The following is a 14138-nucleotide window of genomic DNA, read 5'->3' on the forward strand; positions in this document are numbered from 1 at the left end:
ACCCCTTTTCCTCCGTTGTGTGCGAGTGTCACCGGTTCGTCTACCCGGAACCCGGCGGAGCACCCGGAGGCGTCCCGGGGCTTCCAAAACGCCGTGCGCCGGGGTGTGTTCGGGACGGGCGTGGCGGTCCTTCTCGCGGACCTCTCCTTCCGGCAGGCGGATGCGCTGTCCCCGGTGTGATCAACCGTGCCTTATGGTCCCTTCGGCGGCGCTAGCCTGCACCGGACCGGTGGTGCGGCGAAGACGGACCCCCCGCGGAGCCGGGCGCATCGGTGCGCCCCGAAACCGGGGTCCTTCTTGCCCCGTTCGTCGGAGTGTCGGTTTCGAGTGTGAGGTTGGGGCGGATGGCCGAGCGGGCGGGCACGGGTTCGGCGGGCGGGGTGTCCCCGCTCCCGGGCGAGGGCGGGATCGGCGAGGCGGAGCTGCGCAGGCTGCTGGCCGGGCTGACCGCCGTACGCGACGGGGACTTCCGTACCCGGCTGCCCGATGCGGCGGACGGGCTCCTCGGGGAGATCGCCACCGTCTTCAACGGGATGGTCAACCAGTTGTCCCTGTTCACCTCCGAGGTGACGAGGGTGGCCCGCGAGGTGGGCACCGAGGGGACGCTCGGCGGCCAGGCCGACGTACCCGGCGTCGGCGGTGCCTGGCTGGACCTCACGGATTCGGTCAACTTCATGGCCGGAAACCTGACCGCCCAGGTGCGCTCCATCGCCCAGGTCGCCACCGCCGTGGCCAAGGGCGACCTCTCGCAGAAGATCACCGTCACCGCCCGGGGGGAGATCCTGGAGCTGAAGGAGACCATCAACACGATGGTCGACCAGCTCTCCGGATTCGCCGGCGAGGTGACCCGGGTGGCCCGCGAGGTCGGAACCGAGGGCCGGCTCGGCGGCCAGGCGGACGTCCAGGGCGTATCCGGTACGTGGAAGGACCTGACGGAATCGGTCAACGTCATGGCCGACAATCTCACCGCCCAGGTGCGCTCCATCGCCGAGGTCACCACCGCCGTGGCCCAGGGCGACCTGACCCAGAAGATCCGGGTGGACGCGCGCGGGGAGATCCTGGAGCTCAAGGAGACCATCAACACGATGGTCGACCAGCTCTCCGCGTTCGCCGACGAGGTCACCCGGGTGGCCCGCGAGGTCGGCACCGAGGGCAACCTGGGCGGCCAGGCCACGGTCCGGGGCGTCTCCGGCACCTGGAAGGATCTGACCGACAACGTCAACGTCATGGCCTACAACCTGACCGGTCAGGTGCGCTCCATCACCCAGGTGGCCACCGCCGTCGCCCGCGGCGACCTCTCGCAGAAGATCATGGTGGAGGCGAAGGGCGAGGTCGCCGCACTGGCCGGGGTCATCAACACGATGGTCGACACCCTGTCCGCGTTCGCCGACGAGGTGACCCGGGTGGCCCGCGAGGTGGGCACGGAGGGCCGGCTCGGCGGCCAGGCACAGGTGCCCAACGTGGCGGGAACCTGGAAGGACCTCACCGACAACGTCAACTCCATGGCCAACAACCTCACCGGCCAGGTCCGCAACATCGCCCTCGTCACGACGGCCGTCGCCAACGGCGATCTGTCCAAGAAGATCGACGTGGACGCGCGCGGGGAGATCCTGGAGCTGAAGACCACCATCAACACGATGGTCGACCAGCTCTCGGCCTTCGCCGCCGAAGTGACCCGGGTCGCCCGCGAAGTGGGCAGCGAGGGGCGCCTCGGCGGCCAGGCGGAGGTCGAGGGCGTCTCCGGGACCTGGAAGCGCCTGACGGAGAACGTCAACGAGCTCGCCGGCAACCTGACCCGCCAGGTCCGGGCCATCGCCGAGGTGGCCAGCGCGGTCGCCGAGGGCGACCTGACCCGCTCGATCACGGTCGACGCCTCCGGCGAGGTGGCCGAACTCAAGGACAACATCAACTCCATGGTCGGCTCGCTCCGCGAGAGCACCCGGGCCAACCAGGAGCAGGACTGGCTGAAATCGAACCTGGCCCGCATCTCCGGCCTGATGCAGGGCCACCGGGACCTCGCCGCCGTCGCCGAACTCGTCATGGACGAACTGACGCCGCTCGTCGCCGCCCAGTACGGAGCCTTCTACCTGGCCGAGGACCGCCCCGGCGGCACCGTGCTCACCCTCGTCGGTTCCTACGGGCGTTCCGCCGCCGCGACCGAGGGCGCCGTCTTCGCCCTCGGAGAGTCCCTCGTCGGACAGGCGGCCCGCAGCCGCCGGATCATCGCCACCGACCAGGTCCCCGGCGGCTACGTGATCTCCTCCGGGCTGGGCCACACCACTCCGGGCAGCCTGATCATCCTGCCGATCGTGGTCGACGACCAGATCCTCGGCGTCATCGAACTCGCCTCCTTCACCGCCTTCAACCCCGTGCACCGCGACTTCCTCGCCCAGTTGATGGAGGCGATCGGCGCCAACGTCAACACGATCGTCGCCAACGCCCGCACCGACGAACTCCTCGGCGAGTCCCAGCGGCTGACCGGCGAGCTCCAGGCCCGCTCGGAGGAACTCCAGGTCCAGCAGGAGGAACTCCAGCGCTCCAACGCGGAGCTGGAGGAGAAGGCGGCCCTCCTCGCCAGCCAGAACAGCGACATCGAGGCGAAGAACCTCGAGATCGAGCAGGCCCGGCAGGAGCTGGAGACCCGCGCGCAACAGCTGTCGCTCGCCTCCACCTACAAGTCCGAGTTCCTGGCCAACATGAGCCACGAGCTGCGCACCCCGCTCAACAGCCTCCTGATCCTCGCCCAGTTGCTCGCCCAGAACCCCGCCCGCAACCTCACCCCCAAGCAGGTCGAGTACGCCGGCATCATCCACTCGGCCGGCTCGGACCTCCTCCAGCTGATCAACGACATCCTCGACCTGTCCAAGGTCGAGGCCGGGAAGATGGACATCAACCCCGAGCGGGTCCACCTGCCCCAGCTCCTGGAGTACGTCGATGCCACATTCCGGCCGATGACCACGCAGAAGAGCCTCGACTTCACCGTCACCACGGCCCCCGACGCCCCCGACGACCTGCTCACCGACGACTCGCGGCTGCGCCAGATCCTGCGCAACCTCCTCTCGAACGCCGTGAAGTTCACCGAGCGCGGACGCGTCGAACTCCGCATCGAGCCGGCCGGGGCCCCCGAGATCCCCACCGGGCTCGTCCGGCGCGGCCCGATACTGGCCTTCCGGGTGCGCGACACGGGCATCGGCATCCCCGAACAGCAGCTGGAGTCGGTCTTCGGCGCCTTCCAGCAGGCCGACGGCACCACGAGCCGCAAGTACGGAGGCACCGGCCTCGGGCTCTCCATCAGCCGCGAGATCGCCCAGCTCCTCGGCGGGGCCGTCACCGCGGAGAGCACCCCCGGCCAGGGCAGCACCTTCACCCTCTACCTGCCGGTCAGCCGCGCGGACTACGAGGACGCCCCCTACCCCGAGACCCCCCTGGCGCTCCCGCCCGGGGCCTCGTACCGATCGGTGGGGCAGGGCCGTCCCGGCAAGCCCGTACTCCCGGACCAGCGGGGGCCCCGGCGCCTGCTGGTGATCGAGGAGCGGACCAACGGCCTGCTCTCCCTCGTCGCCGAGAGCGCCGACCGGGACTTCGCCCCCGGCCACCGGTCGGCGGGGGAGCGGGGCGGCATCCACGTGGTCAACGCCACGAGCTCCCGCGAGGCCGCCGCAGCCCTGGCGGCGCACTCCTTCCACTGCGTCGTCCTGGAACTGGACCTGCCCGACGGCGAAGCGCTCCGCTTCCTCGACGCCCTCGACGGAGATCCGGCCCTCGCCTCGCTGCCCGTCCTCGCCCACAACAACCCCCGCGTGCGGACCGGCCAGGAGGCGGCCCTGCGGACGCGATCAGCGTCACGCCGGGTGGAACTGCTCTCCAGCCTGGACGAGCTGCGCGAGCGCATCGCGCTCCACCTGTCCGCCGAACAGCCCGGGGACGTCCTGCCCCTGGTGCACGGCGACGCGCCCAGCCGGCACGCCGAGCACGTGCTCGAAGGCGACCTGGCCGGACGTACCGTCCTCGTCGTCGACGACGACGCACGCAACCTCTTCGCCCTGAGCGGGGTCCTGGAGCTGCACGGCATGCGGGTGCTCCGCGCCGAGGACGGCCGCAAGGGCATCGACGCCCTCGTCCGCAACACCGGCGTCGACATCGTCCTGATGGACGTGATGATGCCCGAACTGGACGGCTACGCCGCCACCGCGGAGATCCGGCGGATGCCGCAGTACGTGGAACTGCCCATCATCGCGGTCACGGCCAAGGCGATGCCCGGGGACCGGGAGAAGAGCCTCGCCGCGGGCGCCAGCGACTACGTGACCAAGCCGGTGGACGCCGACGACCTCATCGCCCGCATCCGGCGCTGGCTCACCCGGTGACCGAGTACACGCGCCGGTACGAAGACGCCCGCCGGCCGGGATCACCCGACGGCGACCGGCCTACGGGCGGCATCGTCCCGCAGCAGGCTCCGACGCCCCTGGGGCGCCTCGTCGCCACCGTGGAACGGCTGCGCCGCGAGGTCCTGGAGGCCCAAGTGGCCGCCGACGGGCGGGCCCTGGTCGAGCTGGCCAAGGGCATCCTGATCGGGCAGCTGAACTGCACGCCGGCCGCGGCGGCCCGCCAGCTCGACGTGCTGAGCCGCGAGAGCGGAATGTCCCCCCTCGAACTCGCCGCCGACATCGTCAACCAGGCCTCCCGCGACCACGTCAGCGAGATCGCCGCGGACTTCGTCGAACGTACGGGGACGGCGGGCTCCGACCCGGCCGAGCGGCAGTCCGCGGTGTCGGTGCGGCTGCGCACCGCCGAGAGCGGGGTGCTCGCCGTCGCCGCCGACACCCAGGCGGTCGCCGAGTCCCTCCTGACGAACGCCCTGGGCCCGCTCGGAGCGGTGGCCGTGGCCGTGTGGTCCGCAGTGCCCGACGGTTCGCTGGCCCTCGCGGGCCACGCCGGTTTCCCGCCCAGGGAAGCCGCCCGCTGGCGCCACGTGCCGCCGGGCGTCTCCACCGTCGCCCGCCTCGCGCTGGGGGAACGCCGGCTGGTCACCCTCACGGACCTCGACCGGGAAGGGCTCCCCTCCATCGGCCGCGCCGAATGGCCCGGCGGCGGGCGGATGGCGGTGCCCACGGGGACCGGCGGACGGATCCAGGGCGTCCTGGAGATCTGCTGGCCGCGGCCCCTGGAGCCGCAGTCGCCCCAGATCGAGCGGCAGGTCGAGGCCCTCGCCGAACTGTGCGCCCGCACCATGGACGCTTCGCCCCCGCGCGACCCCGCGGCCGCCGACGCGGTCCTCCCCGACGTCGCCGAGCTCATCGACCTCGCCGAGGGACTCCAGGACCCCGCCGTGGTCCTCACCCCGGTCCTCGACGCCGAGGGCCGGCTCGCCGACTTCCGGATCCGGCACACCGGCAGCCGCTTCGTCGACCCGGTGGGACGGCCGCGCGGCGACGTCAACGGCGCGCTGCTGCTGGAGGCCTATCCCCTGGCCGCCGGCGAGAGCGGGCTCTTCGACATCATCGAGCGCGTGCACGCGACGGGCGAGCCCTTCCGTGCCGAACGCATGAGCCTGACCGCGCTCGTCGACCAGATCCCGGTCACCTCGCTGGCGAACATCAGCGTCAGCCGCCACGGCTCCGCCGTCCTGCTGATCTGGCGCATCCAGGACGAGACGGCCCGCCTGGCCAACCTCCTCCAGCACGCCCAGCGCCTGGGCAGGATCGGAGGCTTCGAGGAGAACCTCGTCACCGGGGAGACCACCTGGAACGCCCAGCTCTACGACCTCCACGGGCTCCCGCCCACCGCGTCCCCGGTCCGGCTGCGCGAACTCCCCGGCTACGCGCACCCCGACGACTCCGCGGCCCTCGGGCGCTTCCTGCGCGCCGTCCTGCGCCACCGCCGCCCCGCCTCCGTCAACCTGCGCCTGCGCAGACCCGACGGAATCACCCGCCACATCCGGGTCGTCGCCGAGCCCGTCCTCGACGCGGACCAGCGGCTGCACGCCGTGCGGGGCGCCTACCAGGACATCTCCGCCCAGCACTGGACCGAGGTGGCCCTGGCCGCGACCCGGGACCAACTCGCCCACACCGAGGCCGAGTCCGCCGAGCGCAGCCGCCTGGCCCTCCAGCTGCAGCACGCCATCATGCCCCCCACCCCACCGGCCATCGAGGCGCCCGGCCTGCGGGTCGCCGTCCGCTACCGGCCCGCGGAGATCGAGGCGCTCGTCGGCGGAGACTGGTACGACACCGTGGTGCTGCCCTCCGGGCTGGTCATGCTGTCGGTGGGCGACGTCGCCGGGCACGGCATCGAGGCGGCCACCGGCATGGTCGTCCTGCGCAACGCCCTGCGCGGCCTCGCCGTCACCGGCGCGGGCCCCGCCCAGCTGCTGTCCTGGCTCAACACGGTCACCCACCACCTGGCCAAGCACGTGACGGCCACCGCCGTCTGCGGCCTCTTCGACCCGCGCACCAGGGTGATGCGCTGGGCCCGCGCCGGGCACCTGCCCCCCGTACTCGTCCGGCGCGGGGAGGCGGAGGCCTTCCCGCTCATCGAGGGGCTGCTCCTCGGTGCCCTGCCCGAAGTCACCTACGTCGAGCGGGAGGTGCGGCTCGAACCGGACGACACCCTGCTGATGTACACGGACGGGCTGGTGGAGCGCCGGGACTCCTCGGTGCAGGAGTCGCTCGGCCACCTGGTGCACGTGGCGGCCGCCGCGGCCGGGGATCTCGACGGCCAACTGGACCGCATCCTGGCCGAGAGCCGCTCCGACACGGACGACGACACGTGCGTGATCGGCATCCGGGTCGGCTGACGGCCCGGCCGGCCGGCTACCGGGCGGCGATCCGAACGGAGTCGACGACCACCTGCTGCTTGGGCGCTCCGTCGCCCCCGCCGTCCGCGGTCCCCTTCCGCGCGATCTCGTCCAGCACGTGCGCGTTCCGGGTGATCTTGCCGAACGGGGTGTAGTGCGGGGGCAGCCGGGTGTCCTCGTACACGAGGAAGAACTGGCTGCCGTTGGTTCCCGGCCCCGCGTTCGCCATGGCGACCGTACCGGCCGGGTAGACGGCGCCCGCCAGGTTCTCGTCCCCGAACCGGTAGCCGGGTCCGCCGGAGCCGGTGCCGGTCGGGTCCCCGCATTGCAGGACGAAGATGCCGGCGGTGGTGAGCCGGTGGCACGTGGTCCCGTCGAAGTACCCCCGGCCGGCCAGGTAGGCGAAGGAGTGCGCGGTGCACGGCGCCTTCGCCGTATCGGCTTCGAAGACCACGACGCCGTGGCTGGTGCGGAGCGTGGCCGCGTACGGCCGGAGACGGCTGACGTCCCCGGACGGAGTACCCACGTTCCTGGCGGCCTTCCCGTCCGGCGTGTACACACAGGCGGAGGCGGCAGCCGAAGCCGACCCCGTGGGCCCGCTGACCAGCCCGGCGGCGAGTGCGGCGCCGGCGGCCACGCGGAGAACGTTCGAGAGCATGGGACATCCAATCCAAGAGCAGGGACCGGATCTTGATACAGGTGTCCCGCTCCGCGCCGGGGAGAAACGCCGTGCGTGTCCTTCGATCAGCGGACCGGGCGGCAGCCGTCAGCGGGCGTGGCCCGCCGCCCGCGGGGGAGGATACGGCCCGTCATGCCCGCACGGGGGCCCGCCGTCGAGCGCGGCCGCGTCCGGACGAGGCCGCGCTCGCACGGGAACTCGACCACGCCCAGCCCCTGCTCGACCGCTACTTCCACCCGTACGCGGGCGCGATGACGCGGGCGGTGGAGGACCGGCTGGCGGCTGCCGGACGGGCCGTGATCATCGACGTGCACTCGTACCCGACGGGGCCCTCCCGTACGAACTCCACGGCGACGGCCGCCGCCCGCCGGTCTGCCTGGGCACGGACCCCTTCCACACCCCTGGCGCCCTCCTCTCCGCCGCCGAGAGGGCGTTCGCGCGCTTCGGCGGCACCGGGCGCGGCAGCCCCTTCGCCGGCACGTACGTGCCGTTGACGTACTACGGGGAGGACGACCGGGTCGGCGCGCTGATGGTCGAGATCCGCCGCGACACGTACCTGTCGGAGCCCGGCGGCCCGGCCGCGCCGCGCTGGCGGCGACCTTGACGCACCTCGTGGACGGCCTGCTCCCCACGGGCACCGGAGGCGGCCGTGCCGACCGGGCGGGCCGGGCGGTGGATCGCCGGGCCCGGGTGCGTGTCGGTCCTGGTCCGGTCGCTTGGCGTCCGGCACGGTGGGCGCGGCCGGTGGCCGTCCGCCATGACGGCCACCGAAGCGCGCGAAGGATTGCACATGACGGAGCACGGCAACGCCCGGACCAGCCGCCGCACGCTCCTGCTGGCCGCCGGATCGGCCGGAGCCGCCGCACTGGCGGCGGCCTGCTCAGGTCCGGACGCCACCCGGGGCGCGGCAGGCAGGCCCCAGGCCCCCGTGTCCGCGGCCGCGACGGCATCGTCCGCCCCGGCGTGCGTGCTGACCACGGAGTCGGGCGAGGGTCCGTACTACCTCGACCTGGACCGGGTCCGGTCCGACATCACGGAGGGCCGGGCCGGCGTGCCGTTCCGACTGGACCTGACGGTGGTCCGGGCATCGGCCGGCTGCCGACCGGTCTCCGGCGCCGCGGTCGACGTCTGGCACGCGGACCCCTCCGGTACGTACTCGACGGGTGAGGACACCTACCTGCGCGGCACCCAGCTCACGGACGCCGCCGGGCGCTGCACCTTCCGCACCATCGTGCCGGGCTGGTACCGGGGCCTGGCGCCGCACATCCACTTCAAGCTGCGTCCCGACCAGCACACCGAGACGTCGTCGCAGTTCTTCTTCCCGGAGGAACTCCTCGCGCGCGTCTACACGCTCCAGCCCTACGCCCGCCGCCCGGCACCGGCCCACCCCAACACCCGCGACAGCCGCTACCGGGAGTCGGGCCCCGCGATGACCCTGACCCCGGCGCCGGACACGGCCGGCTACCGGGCGGCGTACACCGTGGGCATCAGCTGACATCCGGCGGACGCTGCCCGGCATCGAAGCGGCGTAGGCCGGGCCCACGCCCTGGCACCGGCAGGCCCCGGGCGGGGGCACGGCAAGACGGGCGCCACCCGAAGGGGGACACAGTGTGCCTACTCCATTGCGCTGAGTGATGATCCAGGTGTACGGGAACACCTGGCGGGCAGATATCCGGCATGCTCACGCACCTGATCGAACGGCTGCGGCACCTGCCCCGCCCGCGCCGGACTCCCGTCTTCACTGCCGACTTCGCCTCGACCTCCCAATGGATCGCCGGCCGCTCGTGGGCATATCCCGACGGCGGCCCGGTCAACCCGGGCGACAACAAGCTGGACCACCTCACCGACGACCCCGCCTACAGCCGCGGCGGGGTCTTCCGGGCTACTCCGCGCCCCGACGGCAACTGGGACAGCGGGCTGCTCACCACGGAGGGCAGCGACGAGGGCTTCCAGGTGCGCACCGGTGACGTGCTGGAGGCCCGGGTCAAGCTGCCGGTGCAACTCGGGGCCTGGCCCGCCATCTGGACCTGGCGCGACGGAGGCCAGGAGATCGACGTCTTCGAGTACCACCCTGACAACCCGGACCTCCTCGAACTCTCCAACCACGTCCGGGAGGCGCACCGCTACCACCGCGACCCGGCCGTCCGGCCCGGAGGGTGGATCGACCTGAAGGTCGAGTTCGGGAGGGGCTCGGTCGTCTGGTGGGTCAACGGCGACCGGGTCTTCAGCGACGGCAGGGGAGTCGGCCGAGGCTGGTCCGCCTACCTCATCGTCAACCTCTCGGTCTGCGCGGGCAGGTACCACCCGGCGCCGGAGCCCGGCGTGACGGAGCTGTCCTACGAGGTTGCGCAGGTGCGGGTGTTCCGGACGCGTCACGGGTTGCTCTGAGGCGACAACGCGGCGGCGGCCGGATTCGAGGGGAAGCCGGTGGCCGGGACTCGCCCTGGACGCCGAATCCGGGGTGCGTTAGCTTCCGGCGCCATGAGACTTCTGGGAGTTGGCATGTGCGCGGTGGCTCTGTTGTCGGGGGTGGTGGCCGCCCCGGCGCAAGCCGCGGACGCGTCACGGGACCTTCGCGGTGCGCGCTGGGCGATGAAGGAGACCGGCAAGGACGCCCGCTTCCGCGGACTGGCTGCGGTGAGCCGGTCCACGGCCTGGGTCGCCGGATCGAAGGGGACCGTGCTGCGGACCTCGGACGGCGGGCGCAGCTGGCGCGACGTCTCGCCGCCGGGGGCCGTCGCGGAGGGGCTGGAGCTGCGGGACATCGAGGCCTTCGACGGGCAGCGTGCCGTGGCCCTGTCCATCGGCGAGGGGGAGGCCTCCAGGGTGCTGCGCACCGAGGACGGAGGCGCCACATGGACGGAGACCTTCCGAAACCCCGACCCGCGGGCCTTCTACGACTGCCTGACCTTCTTCGACTCCCGGCGCGGGCTCGCGATGAGCGACCCGGTGGACGGCAAGTTCCGCATCCTGTCCACGGACGACGGCGGTCGGAGCTGGCGGGTGCTGCCGAACACCGGGATGCCGGATGCGCTGCCGGGGGAGGCGGGCTTCGCGGCAAGCGGCCAGTGCCTGGTGTCCGCGGGGCCGCGCGACGTCTGGCTGGCCACCGGCGGGGGCCCGGTCGCGCGGGTGCTGCACTCCGCGGACCGCGGCCTGACCTGGCGGGCCGCCGACTCCGCGCTCCCGGCGGGCGACCCGGCGCGCGGGGTCTTCGCCCTCGCCTTCCGGGACCGTACGAGGGGCTTGGCGGTCGGCGGTGACTACCGCACCGGGCAGGCGTCCCCGCAGGCCGCGGCGGTGTCCTCGGACGCGGGCCGCACCTGGCGCCCCGCGTCGACCCCGCCGCCGGCCTACCGTTCGGGCGCGGCCTGGTTCCCGTACGGCGCCGGTACGGCCCTTGCGGTGGGCCCGACGGGCACGGACGTGACCGGGGACGGCGGCCGGACCTGGCGGGCGCTGGACCCGGGGTCGTTCGACACGGTCGCCTGCGCGCCGGACGCCGGCTGCTGGGCGTCGGGAGAGAAGGGGCGGGTCGGGCGGCTGGAGGGCGTGCGCGGGGGCTGACCGGCCCGACCCTGCCGCCGTGCGCGGGGGCCGGGCCCCTTGCGCCGGTGGTCGTTCCGGCGGTCCGCCCCGTGATCGAAATCGAGGTGCGCGCGGTCTCCGGGGGCTGGCAAGCTGCGCCGGTGAACCGTGAACAGATCTCCAGGATCGCCCATGCCGACCACCCGATAAAATCACCGCTCGACGACGAGTCGGTACGCAGACTCCTGGAGCGGGCCCTCCCGCGCGGCGACGAGCGGGTGCTCGATCTCGGTTGCGGCAGCGGGGAATGGCTCCTGCGCGCTCTGGCCGGCCGCCTGGCACTGCGGGCCGAGGGCGTCGACGTCTCCGAAGACGCCCTGGCGCAGGCCGACCAGGCGGCGGGCCGCCTCGGTGTCCGGGAGCGCTTGGCCCTGCACCGGCAGGAGGCCGCGGACTTCGTCTCCCCGCAGCCGTTCGACCTGGTGCTCAGCGTCGGCGCCACGCATGCCTTCGGTGGTCTGCTGCCCACCCTCGCCGCCGCGCGCAAGCACCTGTCTCCCGGCGGCCGGGTCCTGATCGGCGAGGGATTCTGGGACCGCCCGCCGTCCCCGGAGGCCGTCGAGATGTTCGGCGACCTGGCCGACCTGGCGACCACCGTGGACCGTGTCGTCGCCGACGGGTGGACTCCCGTACACGGGCACGTCAGCACCCGCCGCGAGCTGGACGATTACGAATGGGCCTGCTGGGGGTCGCTGGCGTCGTGGGCCCTGGACCACCCCGACGATCCGGACAGCGCGCACGTGCTGGCGACGGCCACCACCCGCCGCACCGAATGGCTCCGCACCTACCGGGACAGCTGGGGTTTCGTTTCCCTGGTCCTGTGCCGGACGCCGAGCTGAAGGACGTGGTTCGACGGCGTCACGCGTAGGCGACCGTGACCTCCTGGAAACCCAGGGAGCGGAGCAGGCCCTCCAGCATCGTCGTGGTGTTCTTCTCCGTGCGCTCGACGAGGCCGCTGTCGCGGGCCGCTTCCGTGATGTGCTGAACGGCCAGGCGCTGTACGGCCTGTTCGCCGGCCGGATTGTCGGTGAACAGGTCGCCCAGCCGGTCCAGCAGTCCCCGCTGCTTGGACACGGCGTACGAGCGGTCCAGATCGAGCGCCGCCGTGCCGAGGACGGCGTGGGGCAGACGGAGCGAGACCTTGGTGCGCTCCTCGTTCACGGTGACGGCCTGCGCGCCGAGCCCGCCCAGATCCACGTAGCCGCTCACGGAACCCGCTCCGACGTAGAGGGTCCGGGTCCCCCGGACGGAGTCCGGCAGGAAGGCCGCGTCCTTCTCCAGGTCCACCACGACCTGGAAGTTGCCGACGGCGCCCTCGTAACGGTTCATGTCCTGGATGGATTTGAGCAGGACCGGCCCCGAGCGGTCCACGGTCTCCTCCCCGAACAGGCCGCCGAAGGAGGGCAGAAGACTGAAACGGCCGGCCAGCACCAGGGCCACCGCCAGCACGGCCAGCCCGCCCAAGGCCCGCCCCCACCACGGCGCCCGCCGCAGCTCTCTCCGCGGAGCGGGTTCACGCTCCGCGTCGTGCTCCGAGTTGTCCATGCCCCGCTGATGCCCCGCCCCGCGCGCTCCCACTCCGCGAAGTGCGCGGGGGTCGCGGACGCGGGCCCGCTCGGCCGGAGAGCCGCCGCCCGGGCTACCAGGCGCCGCCCGATGCGCCCTGGTTGTGGGCGGAGCGGCCGGGGGCGAAGGACATGCGGTTCCAGGTGTGGCGGCGGCCCCGGATGGCCACCGAGTAGGCGTACATGACCTCGGGGTCGCACATGCCGGGGAGGTAGGAGTCGCCGAAGTGGTGGGCGTCGAAGCCGGCTTCCTTGGCGTTCAGGGCGAGTTGCGGCACGACGTTCGCGTGGGAGCCCTCCTGGCTGGTGCCGATGGCGCCCATGACGATCGCACCCGCGTCCTGGACCGCCGCGACGGCCGTCGCGGCCAGCTCGCGGGTCATGCCGGGCAGGGTGCCGGGCAGCGGCGCGACCACGCCGTCAGCGCCGGCGTCGACGAGGGCGGTCAGCCGCGCGGGGGTGACGCGTTCGGGGCAGCCCGCGTGGTGCATCTTGCCCGACCACAGGGCCGCGTCGTCGCCGAGCCCCTTGCGCAGTTCCTCCGTGACCCGAGCCATGCCGTCGTAGGTGCCGCCCGTCCCGGGGTTGGCGGTGATGCACAGCAGGGCGGCGCCCATGTCGACGAGGCGCCGGGCATGCCCGGAAGTGGCGCGGCGGATCTCCGGGACGTCGCCGGGCTCCAGGTTCACGCCGACGGGGCGACCGATCAGGCGGGCGAGATCGGTGAAGGACGTGAAGGTACCGAGACCGGGCATGACGAGCCGCTCCCCGTCCCAGGCCCGCTCGATGAGGTTGAGGATGACGATGTCGGCGCCGAAGGCGGCCACCAGCTCGGCGTTGTGCACGCCGCGCCCGTCGGGGTGCGGGGAGAGCGCGGCGCGCTCGGCGAAGACCTCGGCCACCATGGTGCGGCCCTCGGCGGCGGCCACCGCCCGGGTCAGCTCCCGGCCGCGCAGGGCGGAGAGGGCGTCGCGGTCGAGGTCGAGGATGCGCGGAGTGGTCATGGCTACGACCCTAGCCACCGGCCGCCCCGGCTCCCGGCCGCCGTTGGTCCCCCGACGTGGGCCCTTGGCCCTGCCCGTTCCCCACTGCCGTACGCGGCCTCCCGGCCCCGACGGGCTGGACCGCCGACCCCGAGCACGCGGACGCGCCGCCCAGTGGACCCTCCAGGTTCCGATCACAGGGCGGCCGTGGCCAGGAGCGCGGCAGTCCGGGCGATGAGGGGGTTGTTCGGCGACGGTCCAGGCCGCCGGCAGACCGGCCCGCAGCCGGTCGCCGCCCGTGGCGTTGCCCAGCAGCCGGCCGGTGAGCCGCCGCCGGTCCGCCGGCCGCGTGCGGTTCCGAGGACGAGGCGCTCGTAGGCCCGCCCCATGGCGCACGGGGTGGTGTCGGTGCCCCGCCAGGGCCCGGCGCTGTTCAGTTTCCGCACGCACGGCATGCCCCGTCGCGGAGCGGACGCGGAAAGCGGTGTCCCACGTGCCCGTGGCCTTCGATCCAGGGTCGGATCGGCGCCTGA

General features: G+C 73.2%; 9 protein-coding genes and 1 pseudogene. 7 read left to right on the forward strand and 3 right to left on the reverse strand.

The features are described from left to right. Positions 1 to 344 precede the first annotated feature (344 nt). Positions 345 to 4364, forward strand: a complete 4020-nt coding sequence (locus AC6CKD_RS29040) for a HAMP domain-containing protein (protein ID WP_498331281.1) — start codon at positions 345 to 347, stop codon at positions 4362 to 4364. After that, positions 4361 to 6790 (forward strand): SpoIIE family protein phosphatase, encoded by a 2430-nt coding sequence (locus AC6CKD_RS29045; protein ID WP_498331283.1) that lies wholly within the window; start codon positions 4361 to 4363, stop codon positions 6788 to 6790. Before AC6CKD_RS29040 ends, AC6CKD_RS29045 begins: the two co-directional genes overlap by 4 nt. Before the next feature lie 16 nt (positions 6791 to 6806). On the opposite strand, the gene AC6CKD_RS29050 is transcribed toward AC6CKD_RS29045, so the two are convergent. After that, positions 6807 to 7448: a peptidylprolyl isomerase gene (locus AC6CKD_RS29050; protein ID WP_498331285.1), complete on the reverse strand. Its 642-nt coding sequence runs from the start codon at positions 7446 to 7448 to the stop codon at positions 6807 to 6809. Between the two features lie 71 nt (positions 7449 to 7519). Here AC6CKD_RS29050 and AC6CKD_RS29055 point away from each other — a divergent pair. From AC6CKD_RS29055 to AC6CKD_RS29075, 5 genes and pseudogenes are all read left to right on the forward strand, one after another. Further along, positions 7520 to 8073: pseudogene (locus tag AC6CKD_RS29055) on the forward strand (N-formylglutamate amidohydrolase). A 186-nt stretch (positions 8074 to 8259) separates the two neighbouring features. Then, positions 8260 to 8964 carry a dioxygenase family protein gene (locus AC6CKD_RS29060; protein ID WP_498331287.1) on the forward strand — a complete coding sequence of 235 codons (705 nt, stop codon included), beginning with the start codon at positions 8260 to 8262 and terminating at the stop codon, positions 8962 to 8964. A 182-nt stretch (positions 8965 to 9146) separates the two neighbouring features. Beyond that, positions 9147 to 9857 carry a glycoside hydrolase family 16 protein gene (locus AC6CKD_RS29065; RefSeq protein ID WP_498331289.1) on the forward strand — a complete coding sequence of 237 codons (711 nt, stop codon included), beginning with the start codon at positions 9147 to 9149 and terminating at the stop codon, positions 9855 to 9857. A gap of 114 nt (positions 9858 to 9971) precedes the next feature. Beyond that, positions 9972 to 11036, forward strand: coding sequence for a WD40/YVTN/BNR-like repeat-containing protein (locus tag AC6CKD_RS29070; protein ID WP_498331290.1), 1065 nt, complete (start codon positions 9972 to 9974; stop codon positions 11034 to 11036). Positions 11037 to 11158: 122 nt separating this feature from the next. Beyond that, positions 11159 to 11896: an SAM-dependent methyltransferase gene (locus tag AC6CKD_RS29075; protein ID WP_498331292.1), complete on the forward strand. Its 738-nt coding sequence runs from the start codon at positions 11159 to 11161 to the stop codon at positions 11894 to 11896. 19 nt (positions 11897 to 11915) lie between these two features. Here AC6CKD_RS29075 and AC6CKD_RS29080 read toward each other — a convergent pair whose 3' ends face one another. Together AC6CKD_RS29080 and AC6CKD_RS29085 are read right to left on the reverse strand one after the other, a co-directional pair. Then, complete coding sequence (locus tag AC6CKD_RS29080) at positions 11916 to 12602, reverse strand: DUF4230 domain-containing protein (RefSeq protein ID WP_498331294.1); 687 nt, start codon at positions 12600 to 12602, stop codon at positions 11916 to 11918. A gap of 94 nt (positions 12603 to 12696) precedes the next feature. Then, positions 12697 to 13626, reverse strand: coding sequence for a DUF7916 family protein (locus tag AC6CKD_RS29085; RefSeq protein ID WP_498331295.1), 930 nt, complete (start codon positions 13624 to 13626; stop codon positions 12697 to 12699). Between the last annotated feature and the right edge of the window lie 512 nt (positions 13627 to 14138).

The sequence above is a fragment of the Streptomyces sp. GQ60 genome, from assembly GCF_059758875.1.

Bases quoted from the DNA above. Each gene is read 5' to 3' on its own strand.
- AC6CKD_RS29040 (WP_498331281.1), top strand. From the start codon at position 345: ATGGCCGAGCGGGCGGGCACGGGTTCGGCGGGCGGGGTGTCCCCGCTC.
- AC6CKD_RS29050 (WP_498331285.1), bottom strand. From the start codon at position 7,448: ATGCTCTCGAACGTTCTCCGCGTGGCCGCCGGCGCCGCACTCGCCGCC.
- AC6CKD_RS29060 (WP_498331287.1), top strand. From the start codon at position 8,260: ATGACGGAGCACGGCAACGCCCGGACCAGCCGCCGCACGCTCCTGCTG.
- AC6CKD_RS29065 (WP_498331289.1), top strand. From the start codon at position 9,147: ATGCTCACGCACCTGATCGAACGGCTGCGGCACCTGCCCCGCCCGCGC.
- AC6CKD_RS29070 (WP_498331290.1), top strand. From the start codon at position 9,972: ATGTGCGCGGTGGCTCTGTTGTCGGGGGTGGTGGCCGCCCCGGCGCAA.
- AC6CKD_RS29080 (WP_498331294.1), bottom strand. From the start codon at position 12,602: ATGGACAACTCGGAGCACGACGCGGAGCGTGAACCCGCTCCGCGGAGA.
- AC6CKD_RS29085 (WP_498331295.1), bottom strand. From the start codon at position 13,626: ATGACCACTCCGCGCATCCTCGACCTCGACCGCGACGCCCTCTCCGCC.